Annotated in this window: 23 protein-coding genes, 1 riboswitch and 1 other annotated feature; of the genes, 17 read left to right on the top strand and 6 right to left on the bottom strand. The window is 35.3% G+C overall.

Going from position 1 to position 21,010, the window contains the following annotated elements; genetic code table 11:
- Positions 1 to 490: 490 nt before the first annotated feature.
- Positions 491 to 1,012 carry a peptide-methionine (S)-S-oxide reductase MsrA gene (gene msrA / locus M3627_RS05045; RefSeq protein WP_251553184.1) on the bottom strand — a complete coding sequence of 174 codons (522 nt, stop codon included), beginning with the start codon at positions 1,010 to 1,012 and terminating at the stop codon, positions 491 to 493.
- Between the two features lie 175 nt (positions 1,013 to 1,187).
- Here msrA and M3627_RS05040 point away from each other — a divergent pair, with 175 nt between their 5' ends.
- The 11 genes from M3627_RS05040 to M3627_RS04995 all read left to right on the top strand — a co-directional run bounded on the left by M3627_RS05040 (position 1,188) and on the right by M3627_RS04995 (position 10,504).
- The gene (locus tag M3627_RS05040; protein WP_251553183.1) at positions 1,188 to 2,138 is read left to right on the top strand and encodes an LCP family protein; all 951 of its coding nucleotides are present in this window, start codon (positions 1,188 to 1,190) and stop codon (positions 2,136 to 2,138) included.
- A 67-nt stretch (positions 2,139 to 2,205) separates the two neighbouring features.
- On the top strand, positions 2,206 to 3,402 hold the full coding sequence (locus M3627_RS05035; protein WP_169361413.1) for an AI-2E family transporter: 1,197 nt from the start codon (positions 2,206 to 2,208) through the stop codon (positions 3,400 to 3,402).
- A gap of 5 nt (positions 3,403 to 3,407) precedes the next feature.
- Entirely contained in the window at positions 3,408 to 3,803 is a 396-nt protein-coding gene (locus M3627_RS05030) for a sporulation protein (RefSeq protein WP_251553182.1), read from the top strand.
- A gap of 125 nt (positions 3,804 to 3,928) precedes the next feature.
- On the top strand, positions 3,929 to 4,156 hold the full coding sequence (locus M3627_RS05025) for a hypothetical protein (RefSeq protein WP_169361415.1): 228 nt from the start codon (positions 3,929 to 3,931) through the stop codon (positions 4,154 to 4,156).
- Positions 4,157 to 4,210: 54 nt separating this feature from the next.
- The gene (locus M3627_RS20765) at positions 4,211 to 4,363 is read left to right on the top strand and encodes an RAxF-45 family protein (RefSeq protein WP_353056453.1); all 153 of its coding nucleotides are present in this window, start codon (positions 4,211 to 4,213) and stop codon (positions 4,361 to 4,363) included.
- A 108-nt stretch (positions 4,364 to 4,471) separates the two neighbouring features.
- Entirely contained in the window at positions 4,472 to 6,340 is a 1,869-nt protein-coding gene (gene abc-f, locus M3627_RS05020; protein WP_285841634.1) for a ribosomal protection-like ABC-F family protein, read from the top strand.
- A gap of 84 nt (positions 6,341 to 6,424) precedes the next feature.
- Positions 6,425 to 6,528, top strand: a riboswitch (SAM riboswitch).
- 145 nt (positions 6,529 to 6,673) lie between these two features.
- Complete coding sequence (gene metA / locus M3627_RS05015; protein ID WP_169361417.1) at positions 6,674 to 7,582, top strand: homoserine O-acetyltransferase MetA; 909 nt, start codon at positions 6,674 to 6,676, stop codon at positions 7,580 to 7,582.
- A gap of 452 nt (positions 7,583 to 8,034) precedes the next feature.
- Entirely contained in the window at positions 8,035 to 8,850 is an 816-nt protein-coding gene (gene speD / locus M3627_RS05010; protein ID WP_169361418.1) for an adenosylmethionine decarboxylase, read from the top strand.
- 243 nt (positions 8,851 to 9,093) lie between these two features.
- Positions 9,094 to 9,810, top strand: a complete 717-nt coding sequence (locus M3627_RS05005; protein WP_251553181.1) for a DUF5694 domain-containing protein — start codon at positions 9,094 to 9,096, stop codon at positions 9,808 to 9,810.
- Positions 9,811 to 9,967: 157 nt separating this feature from the next.
- On the top strand, positions 9,968 to 10,165 hold the full coding sequence (locus M3627_RS05000; protein ID WP_251553179.1) for a hypothetical protein: 198 nt from the start codon (positions 9,968 to 9,970) through the stop codon (positions 10,163 to 10,165).
- 111 nt (positions 10,166 to 10,276) lie between these two features.
- Entirely contained in the window at positions 10,277 to 10,504 is a 228-nt protein-coding gene (locus tag M3627_RS04995) for a hypothetical protein (protein WP_251553178.1), read from the top strand.
- Here M3627_RS04995 and M3627_RS04990 read toward each other — a convergent pair.
- Both M3627_RS04990 and M3627_RS04985 read right to left on the bottom strand, forming a co-directional pair.
- The gene (locus M3627_RS04990; RefSeq protein ID WP_251553177.1) at positions 10,501 to 11,658 is read right to left on the bottom strand and encodes an acyl-CoA dehydrogenase family protein; all 1,158 of its coding nucleotides are present in this window, start codon (positions 11,656 to 11,658) and stop codon (positions 10,501 to 10,503) included. The genes M3627_RS04995 and M3627_RS04990 overlap by 4 nt on opposite strands.
- Positions 11,659 to 11,722: 64 nt before the next feature.
- Positions 11,723 to 12,655, bottom strand: coding sequence for an aldo/keto reductase (locus tag M3627_RS04985; protein WP_251553176.1), 933 nt, complete (start codon positions 12,653 to 12,655; stop codon positions 11,723 to 11,725).
- A 703-nt stretch (positions 12,656 to 13,358) separates the two neighbouring features.
- Here M3627_RS04985 and M3627_RS04980 point away from each other — a divergent pair.
- Both M3627_RS04980 and fosB read left to right on the top strand, forming a co-directional pair.
- On the top strand, positions 13,359 to 13,931 hold the full coding sequence (locus M3627_RS04980) for a histidine phosphatase family protein (RefSeq protein ID WP_251553175.1): 573 nt from the start codon (positions 13,359 to 13,361) through the stop codon (positions 13,929 to 13,931).
- Positions 13,921 to 14,349: a metallothiol transferase FosB gene (fosB, locus tag M3627_RS04975; protein ID WP_169361333.1), complete on the top strand. Its 429-nt coding sequence runs from the start codon at positions 13,921 to 13,923 to the stop codon at positions 14,347 to 14,349. Before M3627_RS04980 ends, fosB begins: the two co-directional genes overlap by 11 nt.
- Before the next feature lie 79 nt (positions 14,350 to 14,428).
- Here the strand turns inward: fosB and M3627_RS04970 are convergent, their stop codons facing one another.
- The 3 genes from M3627_RS04970 to M3627_RS04960 are packed head-to-tail and all read right to left on the bottom strand — an operon-like array spanning position 14,429 to position 15,297.
- Positions 14,429 to 14,614 carry a hypothetical protein gene (locus M3627_RS04970; RefSeq protein ID WP_169361334.1) on the bottom strand — a complete coding sequence of 62 codons (186 nt, stop codon included), beginning with the start codon at positions 14,612 to 14,614 and terminating at the stop codon, positions 14,429 to 14,431.
- 1 nt (position 14,615) lies between these two features.
- Positions 14,616 to 14,789, bottom strand: coding sequence for a YvrJ family protein (locus tag M3627_RS04965; RefSeq protein WP_169361335.1), 174 nt, complete (start codon positions 14,787 to 14,789; stop codon positions 14,616 to 14,618).
- Complete coding sequence (locus M3627_RS04960; RefSeq protein WP_169361336.1) at positions 14,782 to 15,297, bottom strand: sigma factor-like helix-turn-helix DNA-binding protein; 516 nt, start codon at positions 15,295 to 15,297, stop codon at positions 14,782 to 14,784. The genes M3627_RS04965 and M3627_RS04960 overlap by 8 nt, the downstream gene beginning before the upstream one ends.
- A 424-nt stretch (positions 15,298 to 15,721) precedes the next feature.
- On the opposite strand from M3627_RS04960, the gene M3627_RS04955 reads away from it, so the two are divergent.
- The 4 genes from M3627_RS04955 (at position 15,722) to M3627_RS04940 (ending at position 20,617) form a co-directional block, all read left to right on the top strand.
- Entirely contained in the window at positions 15,722 to 17,032 is a 1,311-nt protein-coding gene (locus tag M3627_RS04955; protein WP_169361337.1) for a helix-turn-helix domain-containing protein, read from the top strand.
- Positions 17,033 to 17,428: 396 nt separating this feature from the next.
- Positions 17,429 to 18,745, top strand: a complete 1,317-nt coding sequence (locus M3627_RS04950; RefSeq protein WP_251553174.1) for a hemolysin family protein — start codon at positions 17,429 to 17,431, stop codon at positions 18,743 to 18,745.
- A gap of 49 nt (positions 18,746 to 18,794) precedes the next feature.
- Positions 18,795 to 19,859: a hemolysin family protein gene (locus tag M3627_RS04945; RefSeq protein WP_251553173.1), complete on the top strand. Its 1,065-nt coding sequence runs from the start codon at positions 18,795 to 18,797 to the stop codon at positions 19,857 to 19,859.
- 203 nt (positions 19,860 to 20,062) lie between these two features.
- Positions 20,063 to 20,617 (top strand): GNAT family N-acetyltransferase, encoded by a 555-nt coding sequence (locus tag M3627_RS04940; RefSeq protein ID WP_251553208.1) that lies wholly within the window; start codon positions 20,063 to 20,065, stop codon positions 20,615 to 20,617.
- 130 nt (positions 20,618 to 20,747) lie between these two features.
- Positions 20,748 to 20,988, top strand: a binding site (T-box leader).
- Positions 20,989 to 21,010 lie beyond the last annotated feature (22 nt).

Genomic DNA, 21,010 nt, shown 5'->3' with positions numbered 1-21,010 from the left:
GATATTGACGGTTTTAAGTTAGAAGTATGGCGTGGTGGATACAGTAATACTTTTAGTTACATCTATTATCTTTATTAATGATCACTTTATTCGGATGTTCTTCACTTGAAATTGAGCTGGTAGCATTCAATAGTCTTTCAGAATCTGAACAAGTTTTAATACCAACTTCACCCATGGGTTCTTTGGTTGAAGAGATTAAGTAACAGAAGAAAATAAAAAATATCTATTTGATGATTATGACAGAGATAAAGTAGTATATTCAGTTTCATTTAATCATACGGATTCTGATAAAAACGGGGATTTGACTGTGGTTGTAGATTTGGATAAAGAAACCGTAGTTGGAAAAGGTTTTAAATAATCATAAAAATAAAATAGTTGATGACCAATCATTGGAAAGCTAAATGAACATGCCTACGAGTGTATGAACGACAGCAGTCCATACACTCATAGTTGCAGCATCTTACCTTAAAAATCTGACGTTAAGTTTAAATTATTTCTCCCAATGTTCTTCGATAAACTCCACGCGTCCTGATTGAGCAAGATCTTCTTTATAATGATCAGGACTTTTTTTGTAGAAGTCTTGGTGATAGTCCTCTGCTTCGTAAAACGTTTCAGCATCTCGAATTACCGTAACAATCGGTTTGGAAAATTTACCGCTAGCCGCTAGCTGCTCTTTAGACTTTTCTGCGAGCATGCGTTGTTCTTCATTATATACGAATATTGCTGTCGTATAGCTTTCGCCTCGATCCTGGAATTGACCACCAGCATCCGTTGGATCTATTTGTTGCCAATATATTTCTAGTAGTTTCTCATAATCGAAGATAGAGGAGTCATACTGGATTTCTACCACCTCTAAATGACCTGAGTTACCTTTTTTCACTTGTTCATATGTGGGATTTTCGATATGACCACCCATATATCCTGATGTTACCTTATGTATGCCTTCCCAAGTATCAAACGGTTTTACCATGCACCAAAAACAGCCTCCTGCGAACGTAGCTCTTTCTATCATTTTTATATCCCTCCTATTATAGTAAAATGATTTTACCATTACTTTTCAAGTTGTACAAAATTCTGAAACCAACGCACTGTAAATACGTTATTATAAGAGTATGATATAAATATGGGAAACTAAATACGTGCACCATCAAAACAGCATCGATGAAGAGCTCAAGGGGAGATTTAATATGACTGAAGAAAGAAATACAGAAAGACGATATAAACCGAAAAAAAAACTACGGAAAGGAAGAGTATTCCTTACTGTTCTGTTACTAGCTGGGTTAACAATTGGTATTTACTCATTTTTACAATATCGGGAAGGCTATAATTTAGCTAATGAAACAAAAGTAAAACAGGATATTGACTTTGAAGGGGATGCTTGGTCAAAAGGTGAACGAGAAAATATTCTAGTCCTTGGAGCAGATTCAGGAGCGGGAGGGAAAGAGAGATCCCGAACAGATACAATGATGATCATTTCTTGGGATAAAGAAAAAAATGACGTTAAAGTGATTTCGTTTATGCGAGATATTTATGCGGATATACCTAACTACAAGTCTTATAAGCTTAATACAGCCTATTATTTAGACGGAGTGCCATTATTGCAGGCAACTCTTCAGAATATGTTTGATATACCTATCCATCATTATGCATTAATAGATTTTAGAAGCTTTGAATCATTGGTAGATATTCTCGCTCCTGAAGGAATTACAATGGATGTAGAAAAGGATATGTCTGAAAAAATTGGAGTTTCACTTACAAAAGGTAAACAACAGCTCAATGGACAGGAAATACTTGGTTATGCACGATTCCGAGCCGACGGAGAAGGTGATTTTGGAAGGGTTGCCCGTCAACAAAAAGTAATGGAAGCATTAAAGGACGAGGTAATCTCCATACAAAATGTTTCTAATGTACCCAAATTTATAGGTGCAGCTGAAGGATATATTCAAACAGACTATTCACGTAAGGATAAAGTTATTCGAGTCATGGATGCTATAGTTAGTGGAAAACTAGAAATGGATAAAATGACTGTCCCTGTACCAGGAAGCTATTACGATAAGAACTATAGTCACGCAGGAGATGTTTTAGTGATTGACGAGGATCAGAATAGAAAGGCCATAGAAGATTTTTTAGGGGAATAGGACTTTTAAATTTGCGATAAAATTTATTCATTCGTAAAATTAAGTTAGGAAAGGATGTTATGTAAAATTGGAACCTGAAAAACCTTCTTTTTTCTCAACTAGATACATAAAATTTTTAGGTGGTCGTAATACTATATTTACGCTTATACTGCTTTTAATGATTGGCTTAATTATCATGATTTATGATGAAATTTCCTTCATATTTGTCCCATTAACCGTTTTTCTAGGGAATGTCATCCTACCAATCATATTAGCAGTCATCATCTATTATTTACTTAGACCAATATTGCGTATGCTAGAAAAAATTAAAGTTAAACGAGTGATTGGTATACTACTCATCTTCTTAGCTTTGGTTGGTATTATTACCTTATTAGTTTTCTTAGTGTTTCCATTTTTAAAAGCTCAATTTTTTAAATTGGCAGAAGAGCTTCCAGGTTATTTTATAGAAGTCTTAACCCGCTTAGACTCATTCTTGAGAACGAACTCTCTTATAAGCACCTACTATTTGCAAATAGAAACCGATGTTGCTAATCTTCTGTATGATTTACCGAAGGAGCTAGGTGCATTTTTCCAGGAAACCTTTACAGGAATTGCAACAGGAATTTCCTCTGTTATCGGTATATTAACTAGCTTTATACTGGCAATCGTTACTGTTCCTTTTATCTTATTCTATCTTTTAAAGGATGGGGAAAAGCTTCCTGCTTATGTACTAAAAATTTTTCCACCCCGCATGAGAGATGACATAAAGTCGGTTTTTACTAGCATCGATAAGCAGATCAGCTCGTATATTCAGGGTCAAATTCTTGTCTCTATGTGTATAGGTATTATGATCTTTATTGGTTTCACCATCATTGGGATGGATTATGCATTATTGTTGGGTGTTATAGCAATGGTTACGAGCGTTGTTCCATACTTAGGTCCAGTTATAGCGATAACTCCGGCTGCAATTATTGCCTTAGTTACCTCTCCTTTCATGCTTATCAAACTTGCAGTAGTCTGGACAATTGTTCAGTTAATTGAAGGGAAGTTTATATCGCCACAAATTATGGGCAAATCATTGCATGTGCATCCGATTACAATAATTTTTGTATTGATTACTTCTGGTGCAATGTTCGGAGTTCCTGGAGTAATTTTGGGTATACCTGGCTATGCTATTTTAAAAGTTATCGTTTCCCATTTTTACACAATGTTTAAAAAGAGGTACAATAAATTTGAACCAATTGTTGAAAAACACTATGAGTACACAAATAACAAGGTGGAATGAGAATAATGGCCAAAAAATTCAACTCCAGTATTGAAGTGAAATCCATAAAGATTGATACTGTGGTGGATCATCCTTATATTGAACATGGGATCAATCTTTCAGGTACGATTTATATTGATGGAGTTCATGACTATGAGCAAATCGAGAATATTAAGTTAGAAGTCTTTAAATTGATTAATGGAGAAGCTCCCAAAGTTGTTTCCAAGCATTCTATAGAACTGGTAGGCACAGTAGCTTCAAAGGATATGCAAATGATTCCTTTTGAAATCATGCCAGATGAAAGATGGCTTCCAGATGGTGCAGAGGAAATGACAACGCTTATATTGAGAACGACTGTATTGTTTGAAAATGGCTCTGAATATAACGATGAAGATGAGATACATTTCGACATTGAAGAATAATTAGCAAAAAGACCAGCATTTTTAATGCTGGTTTTTTTGTGGATAAAATGATTGGATTGGTCCATTCTATGTGAAAAGGAATTGCAGCTTGTCATTTTTAGTTGCAGTATCAAAAGGAGTATGACATGAAAAAAATTATAGCTATATTGATTTTTACTTTGTTGCCCTTGAGTGCCTGCGGTGAAGACCGCACATCCAATGAACTTCCACCGCCTGAAATCATTGATAATAATAGGCAAAATTATGGGCCTGAATCAGGAAATGCAGAAGTAAATAAAGAAAACGATGCAGGAATGCCAAATACGAATGAGTTAAATGATCCTGGCTTAGAGGGATTAGAAGGTTACGAATAAATAAAAATTCACATTGTACGAAATAATGGAATATGTTAAAATAATCTTACATTAATGGACGGAGGTGAAGGAAGAATGAAAAACACTGTGAATGCACATGGATTTATATTGGAATTTTTATCCACATCATGTGCGATTACTCATGGATTTGCTACTAACGGGACCAGTCTGTCCTTTTTTAGACAATTACTTGAAATTCACAGCTGATAAGCCATTCTTTCTGAACCACATTAGAAGACTGCTCGCTTATTCGAGCAGTCTTTTTGTATGCAGAAAAATGCTTCCAGCAATAATTTGGAGAGGAAGCGAAACATAATGATATGCAAAATACAGGAAATAAGTAAAATGCTTGGTGGTAATCTTATATTTGAGGATCTGTCTTTAGATATTAAATTGGGGGACAAATTAGGAATAGTTGGACGAAATGGGAGTGGGAAAACAACGCTATTTAATCTAATAGCGGGTATTGAAAAACCTGATCATGGAATTATCACTTTTAAAAAGGGAGCAAAAATAGGTTATTTAGCCCAAATTCCTGCTTTTTCAGAAAGCGTTAAAGGAAAAGACCTGTTATACGATGCTTTCGAGGATACTATGCTACTACAGAAAAAGATGAGTATACTTGAAAAAGAACTAGCAGTGGTAAATGCAGAGGCAATGGAAAAACTTCTAAAGCAGTATGGAGACATACAAGAAAAATTCACGTTACAGGGCGGATATACGATTGATCCCGAAATTGATAAAGTAGTTGAAGGGCTACAACTAGGTGGTTTTGTAGAACAGCCATTTTCAAGTTTAAGTGGTGGAGAGCAAACGAAAATAATGCTTGGACAGCTACTATTAACCAAGCCAGACCTTTTACTGTTGGATGAGCCGACTAATCATTTGGATTTGTTTGCAATAGAGTGGTTAGAGGAGTATTTAGTTAGTTATACAGGTACAGTTGTTATTATTTCACATGACCGATATTTTTTAGATAAGGTAGTTACAAAAGTTGCAGATCTTGAGGATGGTATGCTTACGAAATATCATGGTAATTATTCTTCTTTTTTAATCGAAAAGGAAGAAAAACTTACTCGTGAATTTCAACAGTATGAGGAGCAACAAAAAAAGATAAAGAAAATGAGAGAAGCAATAAAGAGGTTAAGGATTTGGGCTAACCAAGCAGTTCCTCCAAATGCGAGTTTACACCGTCAGGCGAGGAATATGGAACGGGCATTAGAGCGGATGGAAAAGGTTCGTAAACCTCTAATAGATCCTAAGAAAATGAGTCTATCTTTTGACGCGGCACCCCGAAGCGGAAAAGAAGTTGTCATAATGGAAGAGGCTTTCAAAAGCTTTGGTGAAAAAATGTTATTAAACAGTGCAGAGCTTCATGTATATTGGAAGGACCGTCTTGCAATCGTTGGTAGGAATGGAACGGGTAAAACTACCATTTTGAATATTCTTAGAGGAGTAGAGTTAATAGATTCGGGTGAAGCTCGATTTGGTAGTAATGTGCGCCATGGATATCTTTCTCAACATTTCGAAATAACAGATCCAAAAGCTCGCTTAATAGATATTTTTAGAGCAGAAGTAAATGTGGCAGAAGGAGAGGCTCGACACATCTTAGCGAAGTTTATGTTTTATGGGGCGGATGTTTTTAAAAGAATTGCTGATTTAAGCGGAGGAGAAAGAATGCGACTCCGTCTTGCTCAGCTAATGCATCAAGACATAAATTGTCTCATATTAGATGAGCCAACGAATCATCTTGATATTGATTCACGAGAGGTATTAGAGGAAGCGCTAGATGATTTTACAGGGACTATTATTGCTGTATCTCACGATAGATATTTTCTAAATAAACTATTTCCAAGGACTGCTTGGCTTGAGCATGGCGAGCTTACCACATTTGAAGGCCCTTACGAATGGGCAAGGGAAAAATGGAATGAGTTTTGCTCGAAAGAAAATACTAGGAAAGAAATAATCGAGCAGCCATTAAAAGAAGCAACACCTGCCAAACAACAAAAGGAAATTCCTCTGGAAAAGCGAATAAGTGAGCTCGAAAATGTTATAGGTGAGCTAACTAAACAAATTAGCATAGAGAATGACTGGGAAAATTATGAGGCATTAAGCTTGGAAAAACTTCGGGTAGAGGAGCAATTGGAGCAATTATTGGAGAAATGGCTAGATTTAGCAGAATGACCCGAATACTTTTCAAAATGGGTTGATATAAGTAATAGAGCGTGCTAATATAACTTATTAACGAATAATTTAAATAATTTAATATTCTTATCAAGAGAAGTGGAGGGATTAGGCCCTGTGATACTTCGGCAACCTCTGTTGTACAGAAAGGTGCTAATTCCTAACAAGACGATCTTGGAAGATAAGAGCTAGTTAGCAAATTCCTGCCTCTCTTTTCTTACATGGAAAGAGAGGTATTTATTTTAATAATTGCCTTGCTCCTGTTCGATTTCCTACTTAGTTTGAGGCGAAATCACAGGTGCTCTTGCGCATTTCATTGGGAGGGGAAAGTCATTGCCTATCAATATTCCGAAACAATTACCTGCAGCTAAGCTGTTAAAAGAAGAGAAAATTTTTCTCATGGATCAAGAGCGTGCTTACAAGCAGGACATCCGTCCACTTAACATTATTATTTTTAATCTAATGCCTGAGAAGGAAAAAACGGAGCTTCAGCTATTAAGGCTTCTGGGGAATACCCCAATACAAGTGAATATAACCTTTATGAATACAGCGACGCATGAATCCAAGAATGCCAGCAAAACCCATTTGGATACTTTCTACACGACATTTGATCAAATAAGAGAAAAAAAGTTTGATGGGATGATTATCACTGGTGCTCCAGTAGAACAGTTGCCATTTGAGGAGGTCGATTACTGGAATGAAATGAAGGAAATAATGGAATGGTCTAAATCCAATGTTACCTCCACCTTACATATTTGTTGGGGCGCGCAGGCTGCACTGTATTATCATTTTGGTATAGATAAATTCACACTTTCTCGTAAATGCTCGGGAGTGTATCGGCATATATTAACTGACCAAGTGGAGAATTTAATAAGAGGATTTAATGAAGAGTTTAATGCTCCCGTATCTCGTTACACTTCTGTATCTGAAGAAGAAATAGAAAAGCATGAGCGACTAACTATTTTATCCACTTCGGAGGAAGCAGGTGTGTTTCTTGTAAAATCGAACGACAATAAAATGGTGATGGTCACTGGTCATTTAGAGTATGATGCGCACACATTAGCAGAAGAATATCATAGAGACATAACTAAAGGAATAGATATTGAGATGCCAAAATACTATTTTCCAAATAATAATCCCTCTAATAAGCCATTAAATACATGGAGGGCACATACACATTTATTATTTTCTAATTGGTTGAATTACTATGTTTATCAGGCTACTCCTTATAACTGGGAGTAAAAAGAAAAATTATATATGAGTCAATTTCATAAAAGGCATTTTAAAGATTAAAAGTGAACATTATATATATTGATTGCAGCGGAGGGCGGCGAGGTAAGCAGGGATGAGTGAGACAGATAAAGACGTTACAACCACGCGCGAAATCGATGGGTGATGGCTTATCGCTCACTCCACGGAAAGCGTCCGCAATATGAGCGAAAATCAATAATACTTTATTATTAAAAATCATATAAATTCCATTGTTCTCTTTTAATTATTCGTGTTTTCTATACAAACAGGAATTTTGAAATTGACACATTCAAACTCCTGTTTTAATATTCAGGAGTTTTTTATTGATTTTAGTTTTATTTATTCAAATATTAGGGAAGACAAAATTGAAGAGACATTGTATTTTGCTGATACACATATCTATAAAAGTATGATTTTCAATTATTGGAAGTGGGGTTATGTCTATGAGTTTGACACCAAAACAAAGAATCGAGTTACATGGTTTTAATAATCTGACGAAAACACTAAGCTTTAATATGTATGATATTTGTTATACAAGGACGAAGGAAGAAAGGGAAAAATATATTGAATACATTGATGAGCAATATAACGCTGAGCGTCTAACCAATATATTAACAAAAGTGTCCGAAATTATAGAAGCGAATATTTTAAACATAGCGCAACAGGACTACGAGCCCCAGGGTGCAAGTGTGACTATTTTAGTGTCAGAAGGACCCGTGGATCAAACACCGATAGAATCATTTAAGCAATCCCCTGGGCCTATACCAGAGGTCGTTCTTGGTCATCTAGACAAAAGTCATATTACCGTTCATACGTATCCTGAATATCATCCAGATGAAGGGATTAGTACGTTTCGAGCAGACATAGACATTTCGACTTGCGGAGAAATATCGCCCTTAAAAGCTCTAAACTATCTAATACATTCCTTCGAAACCGATGTAATGGTCATGGATTACCGAGTGAGGGGATTCACGAGAGACGTGAAGGGTCATAAATTATTCATTGACCACGATATTAATTCCATTCAAAATTATATTCCGAATGCCTTGCAGGAATATTACCATATGATTGATGTGAATGTTTATCAGGAAAATATTTTTCATACCAAATGTAAGCTGAAACAATTTGATTTGAATAACTACCTCTTTGGTTACAAGGAAGACGAGCTATCCAATGAAGAGAAAATCTCTATCACCAAAAAGCTTAAAACAGAAATGGATGAAATTTTTTACGCCAAAAACATGACACGAACCGAATAATATTAAGCTCTAAGTGTCATTTTAAATCGTTCAAAATGAAGATAAAATCCTCTAGAATAGCAGAGCAATTCGCATAGAATTTGCTCTGTTTTTTTATTTATCGTTTTCTTAGAAAGGCCTCAACTAATAATATATCTATTTACCTTTATCCCTTTATATGGGAAAATAATAGAAAATTATGTTAACTCTGCGAGGTGTTAATGAAATTAATTTAATCGTATTGGGAGAGGATGATAATTAAAAATGACCAAAATCATGATATTAGGGACATTTCATATGGGAAATACTTCTGATTTATACAGTGTAGACACGGATAACTTACGATCGACTAAAAGGCAAGAGGAGATAAGAAAAGTTGTAGATGCTATAAAAGAATTCCATCCTAACAAAATTGCATTAGAAGTTGAAAAAGAAAAAAATCACTTATTAAACGAAGAGTATCATCAATATTTAAATAATGTACTAGAGCTAGCAATAGATGAAATACATCAGTTTGGTTTTCGAGCGGCAGCGGAGTTAAAACACAAAGAGGTATATGCGATAGATTGGATGGAGAACGTTGGAAATCGCTCAATCGGAGAAGTTATGAATTGGGCAGAAAAAGAACAAACAGAGGTTTTTCAATTAATAGATACTTATCGTTCTAAGCTCATACTCCCACTAGATGAAAAAAGGATAGATGAGCTAATTAGAAGTCTAAACGAAGAGAAATACATAATAAAGCAACATGAAATGTATATGCATATTGCTCGTATAGGTCGGGGGATCGACTATGTGGGGATTGATTGGATGAGATGGTGGTACCAACGAAATCTTATTTTGTTTGCAAACCTCGCTGAAATCTCCTCTTCGAATGATCGTGTACTTTTGATAATAGGAGCAGCTCATGTCCATTTGGTAGCTCAATTTTTAAAAGAAAGTGGACTATTTGAAATTGTTTCGGTTAGTGAGTTTCTTTAAATTTGTATTAATGTTTTATCGTTTACCCCCCATGGAAAAATTCCATTAAGATTGTAAGTCAATTCTACTTCAGCATTAAAAAGCTATTGTTCTTGGATTTCTACAAAAACTCTACTTATAAAAATGAATTAAATATGATAGGTAAGGAGAAAATCTGTTGGTTAACTTAATAGAAAGTGTAAACGAGGCAACGATCCTATTGCTGTGGCTATGTGGATATGCATATATTCGTCTGCTTAAAAAGACGAAGAGGGACAGAAAGCTTAGCAGGTTTGAAGTAATGATGTATATCATTACATATCTTGTAACTTTTTTATACGCAGCATCTTACCTCCTTTTAACCCTTGGGACGTAACAAGAAAAGCGCAATCGCCTATGTCTGCCCCGACAGGCAAATGGAGAAAAGCGAGGAGGCAGCTCTTCAGCCACCGGAGCTTTTGACCATTTGACCCCGAGGGGCAAGGCGATGGAGCTAGCCAATCAAGAAAAGCGCAATCGCCTATGTCTGCCCCGACAGGCAAATGGAGAAAAGCGAGGAGGCAGTTCCTCAGCCACCGGAGCTTTTAACCATTTGACCCCGAGGGGTAAGGCGATGGAGCTAGACATCAATTTATCCACAGGTTTCGAAGTTTATAAATTCTTAAACAAAATTAAAACGAAGCGAATGGACTGCTTTCCATTCGCTTCGTTTTAATTTTTGTCTTTCTTAGCTGCATCAATAGTTGCACTTGCTAATTTTGACTTTATCATATCTTCCATTGGAGGGTTGTATAATCCTGCTCTTACATTAAGGTAGTAGCGATGCATCGGATTAGATTGAGATAGGGCTCTTGAGCCAACTATTTTCATAGCCAAATCGACTATTTTAATAGCACCATTCGTGACGGCTATTTTAGTAATATCCAGTGACTCTTGAAGGGTCGTCTTATCTTCTGCTTGCTCATATCTTTCCACCGTCCCATAGAGCATATGTCTTGCGATGGATAACTCTAGTTCCATTTCTCCTATTATCTGCTTAATATTTGGAGTCTCAGCGATTGGCTTTCCTAAAGAGGTGGGGATATAAGAAGCTGCAAAGTTAACTGCATAATTCCTAGCTGCAGCAGCAATCCCTAAGTAGCAGGCTGGAATATGAAGCATCCATCCCTTTGCTTCTGTCTTGGTAGCAGGTAAGGTTTTCAGGATATGATTTTCGGAAACTCTAACATTTTCTAAAACTAGAGTATGACTTGCAGTTCCTCTCATGGAAAGCATATCCCATGTTTCAAGAATAGAAACACCCGGACTATCCTTAGGTACTACTATCATTTCGACAATGCCGATTTCATTTGTGCATGTAACTAAAATATAATTGAGTACAGGAGAAGCAGAGGTAAAAGTTTTCTCCCCATTAATCACTAAATCCTTGCCATCCCTGATAACTGTTGTTCGCGGTAGCGCACCTCGTGTAGGGCTACCTGCGTTATTTTCAGTGGCTGCACTATTAATGATTGCACCATTTGCTATTTCCTTTAAGAGCCAGTCAGCAGCATCCTGCTCCCAATGGTTGTTTTCTGCATATTCCAAAACAATCCCGTTATGCCATCCAATGGATAGTCCTGTAGCACCACTACCCTCAGAAATAGCTTCCTGTGCTAGTATGTATTCATACAATCCTAAGCCTTGCCCTCCGTACTCCTTTGGTAAAGTTAAAGTAGGATAATCTATATTCTTTAAATCTTGGAAATCGGCAAAAGGGAAGGAGCCGAGTTGATCGAGCTCCGGCTCTCTATGTCTAAAAACTGGTTTTAAATCGTTTATCTTAGAAATTAGCTCGAATTGTTCTTTTGTTTTAATAAATTGGTCCATAGCCTGACATCCTCTCTCTATATATTGCTATGCAAGTCTATGCGCTTAAAATGATAAAAATAGATCAGTGAAAGATTTTAGAGATTTCGTTTATTTCATCTTTAGAAAGTTTAATTTCTAGAGTCTTAATATTCTCTAGTACTTGCTCTGGCTTTTTAGCACCAGGAATTACAACATCAATTGACTCTTGTTTTAAATACCAGGCTAACACGAGATTAGAAACCGCCACATGCTTATTGTTGGCAATTGCCTTCAATTCATCCACTTTATTTAAATTCTGAATGAACGCTTCTCCTTGGAACAATGGGTTCTTTGCTCGTCCATCTTCAAATGTACTATTAGGAGAAAATTTTCCTGTCAATAAGCCAGAAGCTAAAGGGAAATAAGGTATAAAGGAGATATTATTTTCTAGAGAGTAAGGGATTAAGTCTTCTTCTGCATCTCGTTTAAAAAGATTATAGCCAGATTGGATGACTTCGATATAACCATCTTTGTTTCCTTCTCTTAACTGATCCATTGAAAAGTTGGATACCCCGATAGACCGGATTTTTCCTTCCTCTTTTAATCTATGAAGTTCTCCAACCGCCTCATATTTCGGTGTTTGTTCATCTGGAAAGTGTATATAAAATAAATCAATATAATCTGTTTGTAGGCGTCTTAAGCTGTTTTCAACCGTTTCTCTTAGAAATTTTGGTGAATTGTCTACTTCCATTTTGTCATTCATGTACTTTTGTCCACCTTTTGTAGCAAGAACAACATTAGTTCTTTGTCCTGTCTCTTTAAGTACCTCACCAATTAGAATTTCTGATTTTTCAGGCCCGTACATATACGCGGTGTCGATAAAGTTAATGTCATTTTGTAGGGCTGCGCGAACAATTTCTTTACCTGTTTCGTCCTTTAAATTAGGGAAAATATTGTGTCCTCCAACAGCATTAGTGCCCAGACCTATTGGATTTACAAATAACCCAGTACTACCAATCTCCACTTTATTAGACATAAAAAACCAACTCCTTTTCTATGGATAATTACTCATTCATCATATCAATAAATAAAATAGCGACCTAATGAAAGAACTTCCAATGTTACTATACTTTTAAATATATTTCCTATGCAGAGGAAAAGTAAACTATTATGTCGAAATATGAATTAATGGGAAAACAGAAAAGAAATATAGATAATTAATAGGTTAGATTCATACATAGAAGTTTTTTAGATAAATAGAAAGTCTCCAATTGTAGGTAACAAGTCTATAAAATTAAAATTCACAAGGAGGAGGAAATGAATGAAATCTAATATAAGCTATTCAAATAAGCGTTCAAGAGTCTGGATATGGTTAGTGATTATCCCTATTGTGATTACTTTTCTTTCAATGAAATTTCTTCCACCAGCACTTCTCTTTTTACCGAATTTATTACTAGCATTGTTTTTCCTCCTCTATTTTATGAGGCTTGTCGGAAAGATTAGGAGTGAGAAAGCTAAATAACGTTTCTTTAAGTTATTTCAGCCAATGAATAGCAGCTTATATGTAACATGATTTATTTAATGTTTATATTGATTGCAGCAACTAAAGGTGCTGGGTGAGACAGATGAATTATCCAACACGTTCGTAGTCTGGGTTGATGGTTTTCGCCAATACCGCGTAAAAGGACCGACCGAGAGCGAAAATCATTATTTATAACTTGAGGAGGAAGGGGTCTCTAATGACTAACATCTATTTTGTAAGACACGCACATTCAACCTATTCAACAGACGAGGTAGGGGGACCATTATCTCTTAGAGGTTTAAATGATGCCAATCTTGTTGCGAATTTGTTAATGCACCATGATATTGACCATGTTATATCTAGTCCTTATAAAAGGGCTATACAAACTGTAGAAAAAGTGGCACAGCAATTTAATTTGACGATCGAGCTAGTAGAAGGCTTTAGAGAAAGAACATTATCAGAACATCCGGTTCCGAATTTTGATGAAGCAATAGCAAAGGTATGGGAAGAACCAGCTTTTTCATGGGAGGGAGGGGAATCAAATCTAGTTGCACAGGATAGAGGTGTAACGTCCTTATTGCAGGTATTAGATGAATGGCAGGATAAAAACGTGGTGATTGGAACTCATGGTAATATAATGGTTTTAATCATGAATTATTTTGATGTCAAATATAATTTAGCTTTCTGGGATCAGCTCCAGATGCCTGATATTTATCAGTTGTCATTTGAAGGTAGAAAATTGAGGGATGTTAAAAGAATATCAGAAGAAGAGGTACTACATGGATATTAAGGGCATTAACCATTTATTATTTTCTGTTTCTAATCTTCAAAGGTCCATACAGTTTTATAAAGAGGTGTTGAATGCAAAACTATTAGTAGTTGGAAATAGCACCGCTTATTTTGACGTAAATGGAATATGGTTAGCTTTAAATGAAGAGCCACATATACCTAGAAATGATATAAAATATTCCTATACGCATATTGCATTTACCGTAGACGAAAAGGACTTCCAGGATATTTGTAAAAGACTAGAAATATTAAACGTGACAATCCTTCCTTCGCGAAAGAGAGAGGAAAGAGATAAGCAGTCCATTTATTTTACAGATCCAGATGGGCATAAATTCGAGTATCATACCGGTACATTAGAGGATCGTTTGAAGTATTATAAAGAGGACAAGCAACATATGCGGTTTTATGAAGAAGCTTAAAATCCTTTAACACCCATACTTGCAAGGAAGGGTGTTAAAGGTCAATGAGTAAAAGTTGTGGAAAGTTAAAAATATAATCTCATCTCCTATTCATCTCAAAGAATCCCGGCACCTCTTGCGTAACCTTGTTATTGATAATTTTTAGTATCTTTTCTATTAAGTCCTGCTCCAGGTCTTCTCTGTATTCAAAGCTTGTTTGATATAAAACACTTTCCATTTTAGGCTCTAGCTGTTTAAGAAGCTTCAAAATTTCAGCTTCGTCCATTTTATTTCCCCCCTTTTTTCTTTTCTAGGTTATGAACGACAGTATTGGATAGATTGTGCAGTGAATTTTCTAGTGCCTCCAGCTTATTTTCAAAACGGTGAAGTAAATAAATGGAGACTACAATTGGAAAGCCGAAGTTGCCAAGCAACTGAACAATATTGCTAGCTTCAATCATACGTAAGCTCCTTTCGAATGTTTTCGATTATATTTCGTCTTGATTTTGAAACCGCTTGTTGTGAAATGCCAAAATAATGTGCAATTTCCCGGTCGGTCATTTGTTTTACAAAGACGAGTGATAATATTTTCTTCTGTCGTTCTGAAAGCTTTCTTATACTAAAAAATAATTTATCAGACGAGATGTGGTCTGATATGTCATCTGAGAATCCAATAAAGTCTGTAAAAAATCTTTCATGATAAATAACTGATATTTTTTCATCACCATCTAGTGATAAAATATTCCTCCTTCTGTGAAGACGCTCCTTTTGATCAAATCGTTTACTTTCAAAATGTAATACCTTAATCACATAGGTTAAGATACGGATATTTTGGTAAAATCTTTTAAACTCTCTATCTAATTTGTTTTTAATCTCTTGGCTATTGGTGTATTGATATTCTTCAAGCATCTTTTGATTGTCAGGGTAGCTGAGAAACTCTTCTATAATCTTTTTATTACCAGTAACCATTTTTAACATTCCCCCCTTGAAAATAGAATGTAATACTTGGCTGGCGCTAAGGAAAAAGGGACTTTAGCAACGAGTGACTTGTTGTTCTCATATAAAGGGATTTTTTTATTATTTTTTACAACTCCCTTGAAATGTTTTTGAAATAAAAGTAAAATTTATAATTGTATATCCTAAATATTACTAAAATTTGGATAAGAAATATACTAATATTTGTTGTGAAATAAAAAGAAAAAAGTATTATTATTTAAGGCGCTATAATAAGAATTTCTTTTTTTAAGTGAATTATTGTACAAAATATTGATTTTCGCTATGTTTTTCTTCTTTATTTATAGGGATGTAGAAAAAAGTCGAAAAAATAAAAAAAGGAATTCAGCAATGGAAAGAGAATTATAACCTATACTACATTGCAAGGAGGTGACTTCCGATGGGTGGTAGTATTGGTCTCATAATTAAGCAGGAAAGGTTAAATCGGAATATTAAACAAACGGTTTTGGCCAAAGGGATTTGTTCAACTTCCTATTTAAGCAAGATAGAAAGTAATTCAACGATACCTAGCGAAGATGTAGCACAGCCATTGTTAAAACGATTGAACTTGATGCTAGAAGAAATACCACTGGAAGAAGAAAACAAAGTTATTGAAGACTTATATGCACTATATAAAAGTGCTATTTTAAGTAGAGATCAAGAAATGGTCAGGGAACGCCTGCAGCAATATACATCGCGGAAGATTAATTTTACCAATTTAAAAAATTTTTACAGTTACAATTTATACATGTTTCGATTGATGTTGATTATTAATGAGGAAGTCCTTCAAATCTATCCGATTTACCAAGTCCTAATAAAAATGGAAGCCGATTTTGATGACAAACAAAGGTTTCTTCTAAATTTAAATCTTGGAATATATAACTATTTAATCGCAGAATATTGTACTGCACTAGAAAAGCTCGAGGATGCTCTGAAGCTGGTAAACTATAGCTCTTTTGAAGAATGGGAACTCGCCGATTTTCATAATGTTATAAGCTTAAGCTACTTTAAATGTAACGAGTACTTTAATGCCATTAACCATTCTAGTAAATCACTTAAATATTACAAGGATAATCTACTCTTTGAACGGGCAATTGATAGCTATATAGTTACTGGCATGGCCTATAAAAATATGAAAAATTATCAAGAAGCAGAAAAAAACTATAACTTAGCAAAAAAGCTGGCTATGGATTATAAGCTAACTCAATACAAAGGCATGCTTTATCAAAATTTAGGATCTCTCCAGGCTATCCAAGAAAATCATGAAAAGGCAATTGAGTACTATACACTTAGTCTATCGTATAAGGAAGGTCCTCAGCAGGTGGAAGGTTATATGATAACCACACTTTCCATTGTCAAAGAATATTCCAAGCAAAACGACCATCAAAGGGTCCTTAGCTGGTGTGAAGCGGGTTTCAATAAAATGGACGAGGCTAGCATTCAGCAAAGAAGCAATATTAAATCTTACATACACCATCTTCACATATACCAGGCTCTTCATAATAATTCGGAGGAATTTGAAGCTATTGTTAAAAAAGGTATTAATTATTTTGAAAAAGTCCATGACGATCGACATGTTCAAAAGTACTCTATTCTTTTAGCGGACTACTACTATAGGAATAGCAGATTTAAAGCAGCGAACCTTTATTATCAAAAGGCGAATGAAATATTGTTTAGAAAAAAATCTATTACAAAGTGGGAGGATTTATAAAATGAAAAAATTACTCATTCTAAGCTTAGTAACTTTAACGGTCTTATTTAGTTTTGGAACTTCTACATTTGCTGAAGAAGAAGCACCTCGACCAACATCGTCTGGAAATACAAACTAGTAAAAGTCTAGTCATGGACTTTGGATAAATATTTAACTTATATCACCCACCTGTGCAATTACAGGTGGGTGTCTATGTTATTTGTACGGAAAAGCCTAAATACTGATTAAAATGAAGTAATTCGGCTAGAAAATTGAGAAAGATGAAAAAAATTTGTTTTTTTGAAACCATAACGTGATGGTTTTCGTTATAATATACTAGATAAGATTTTTTAAGAGTCATATAACAAGAGAGTATTAAAAATAACGGAGGTGAATCCCTCGAAATGAGGGAACATATTGGACTCGAGTATATTAAATATCATTTTATTAATCATTTTTTTAGGTTTGACAGCATTTTTCGTAGCAGCTGAATTTGCAGTAGTCAAAATCCGCAAATCCAGAATTGATCAGTTAATCGAAGAAGGTAATAAGAAAGCTGAGATTGCAAAGAAAGTTGTAAGTGACCTTGATTATTACTTATCAGCGTGTCAGTTAGGTATTACAATCACAGCTATTGGGTTAGGGGCTTTTACAAAGCCTTACGTTAAGCATTTAATGTATCCTATTTTTGAATGGCTCAATACCCCTGAAACTGTAATGAATATTTTATCTTATGGTATTTCACTTGCGATTGTAAGTTACTTACATGTCGTTATTGGGGAAATGGCACCAAAAACATTAGCGATTCAATTTTCGGAGAAAGTCACATTAATGTTGGCACCAAGTCTATATTATTTCGGTAAAGTAATGTATCCGTTTATTAGAGCATTAAATGGTACTTCACGATTTCTATTACGTGCTGTAGGGGTAAAAGCAGCTAGCGAAGATCAAGCCTATTCAGAAGAAGAGCTTAAAATAATCATGTCTCAAAGTTTCCAAGGTGGGGAAATTGATAAGCAGGAATTGGAATATATGGAGAATGTATTCGCCTTTGATGAGCGAGTTGTCAAAGACATTATGGTTCCTCGCCCAGAGTTCGTTGCTATTGATAGGGATATGAATACTACAGAAATAGTATCGATTTTAGATGAGCATAATTACACTCGTTATCCAGTCGTTGAGGAAAACGATAAAGATAAAATTATTGGCTTTGTAAATGCAAATAAGTTACTTAGTCGCATAGTAACGAATCGTCCTGCTGATTTGAGTGATTTTGTTCGCACGATTCCATTTGTGTTTGAGCAAACACCGATTCAAAATGCATTATTAAAAATGCAGGAGGAGCGTGTACATATTGCGGTAGCTGTCGATGAATATGGTGGTACCGCTGGTATTTTAACGTTGGAAGATATACTAGAAGAGCTCGTTGGAGAAATTCGTGATGAATTTGATGCGGATGAAGTGGATGAAATTCGTAAGACGGGCGAAAACGAGTATACAATTAACAACCGAACATTATTAGAAGAATTAGAGGATCGCTTTGGTATTGATTTCGAGGATAGTGAAGATATCGATACAATTGGTGGTTGGGCACTAAATGAAGGTTTTAAAAACACATCCGAAGTTAAAGAAGGAATGGAAATACAGCACGGTGATCATCTATGGGTTATTGGTGAAGTAGAAAACTACCATATTAAAGAAGTGATCTTCAAACAAAATTATTTTAAACAATAATTACGATTAATTATTAATGGAGGTGAATCCCTTTCCATAAGGGAGTTAATTGGACGGTATAATTATTTTAAACTTAGCCTTAATCACATTATTTATTTTATTGACAGCGTTTTTCGTAGGGGCAGAATTCGCGATTTTAAAAGTGCGTATGTCACGAATTGATCAGCTTATCTCGGAGGGAAATAAAAAAGCAGTCGTCGCCAAGAAAGTTACACAAGATTTAGATTACTATTTATCAGCGTGTCAGCTAGGTATAACAGTGACAGCTCTAATATTGGGAGCACTTGGAGAACCAACCGTTGAAAAAATGTTAGCACCAGTATTTGAATATTTAAATTTAGGTGAAGCTCTTTCAACCGCACTTTCCTATGCCATAGCGTTATCGGTTGTTACATTTTTACACGTAGTTCTTGGTGAATTAATGCCAAAAACATTAGCAATTCAATATGCTGATAAAATGACACTTCTTTTAGCACCACCTCTTTATTGGTTCGGGAAAGTTTCTAAGCCGTTTATCTCAGCTTTAAATGGTTCCGCTCGTTCGTTATTAAAAATATTTGGTGTAAAGCCTGCGGGACATGACGAAGTGTATTCTGAAGAAGAATTGAAAATGATTGTTACACAAAGCTTTGCAGGTGGAGAAATCAACCAAACCGAACTTGCTTACCTGGAAAATATATTTGCATTTGATACTCGTCAGTTAAAGGATATTATGATTCCCCGGTCAGAGGTGATTATGCTAGAAAAACAGCAAACGCTTGAGCAAATGGTGGCGGTCATTGAAGAGTTCGAATATACACGCTATCCAGTCATTGACGTTTTAAAAAAGAAGAATGACGTAATTGGATTTATTAACACAAAGGAAATGTTAACGGATATCGCTGCTGGACGTTCTAATGACGTGACATTCTTCATCCATGACATCCCAAGATTTAAAAATTCAACAGTTATTAAAGAGGTATTCTTAAAAATGCAACAAACGCGTAAGCACATGGCCATTGTAACAGATGGTAAAGGAGTTATCGTGGGTCTAGTTACAATGGAGGATATATTATCAGAAATTGTTGGTGAGATCCAAGATGAAGATGATGGAGATTTCGTATATGCAACATAACTTTAACCACATTTAAACAATACATTGGAAGAGTAACCCGAATAGTGGACATGTAACAAATGGGCCTATTCGGGTTTTAATTATTTATACTTGAATTTGGGCTTAACGGAGAAAAGATTATTTGAATTTTAGAGAATAAATTAAATACAACCATCACGTTTTAGTTTTGAATATTTTGGTACCAAAATAGTGTGCGGAGGGGGATAGCGATGAAAGAATTATATTTGGAGACTGATCGCTTGATCCTCAGAACATTTAATGAGGAAGATTATGAGAGCTGGTCAAATGGATTTAATAATCGATTACCTTCTCAATATAAATATGACGAAGGATACAAAATAATGGAGAAGGCGTCTAATGAATGGTTCTCTGATTGGATCAAAGGTTTTAATAAGGCTCAAGAGAACGATGAAATGTATATAATGGGTATTTTTAGAAAAGAGGATGGAGTTAATATCGGAAAGGTAGAACTAATCACAATTCTTAGGATGGATTATCAATGGGCTATGATGGGATATTCTATTCATAACCAATATTGGAAAAAGGGGTATGGAGTCGAAAGTGTGAGAGAAGCTAAAAAATATTTTTTTGACTCGTTAAAGTTCCAACGAATTGAACTTCATATTAATGTTGATAATAGACCGTCCGAAACTCTTGCTAAAAGAGCCGGCTTTAAATACGAGTGCACACGAGAGAAGTTTTCTATGGAAGAGGAAGAATGGGTAGACTTTCTAATTTATTATGCGCTTAGAGAATAAGCTTGTTCCTTGGATCAGTAACATTTGAAACGAACTAAAAGATCGAATATTTATATTTTTCGCTAAGTAACAAATAATCCTATTGACATTCGTTTTACATACATGATAAATTTATCCACAATAAAACCATACAAATTCGTTGATGAGAAAAAGTAAAAGATAAATCTATTCCAAAGAGAGCCGATGCTATGCTGAAAGTCGGTGTTTAGGTTATTTTTGAAAATCCTCTCTGAGAAGTCGCACTGAACTAAGTAAGTGTGATCGGGTGTCTACCGTTAAAAGGAACGCGTATGCTTGTACGTGGCTAAGTGCTATTGAGGTGAAGATTTCAATGGAATTAGGGTGGTATCACGGTTAAACCCGTCCCTTTACTGGGGCGGGTTTTTTGTATGT

The organism is Psychrobacillus sp. MER TA 171 (genome assembly GCF_023713305.1).
Classification (GTDB): Bacteria; Bacillota; Bacilli; order Bacillales_A; family Planococcaceae; genus Psychrobacillus.
The sequence above is the reverse complement of the archived record's forward strand: the minus strand, read 5'-3'. Positions and strand labels throughout refer to the sequence as shown.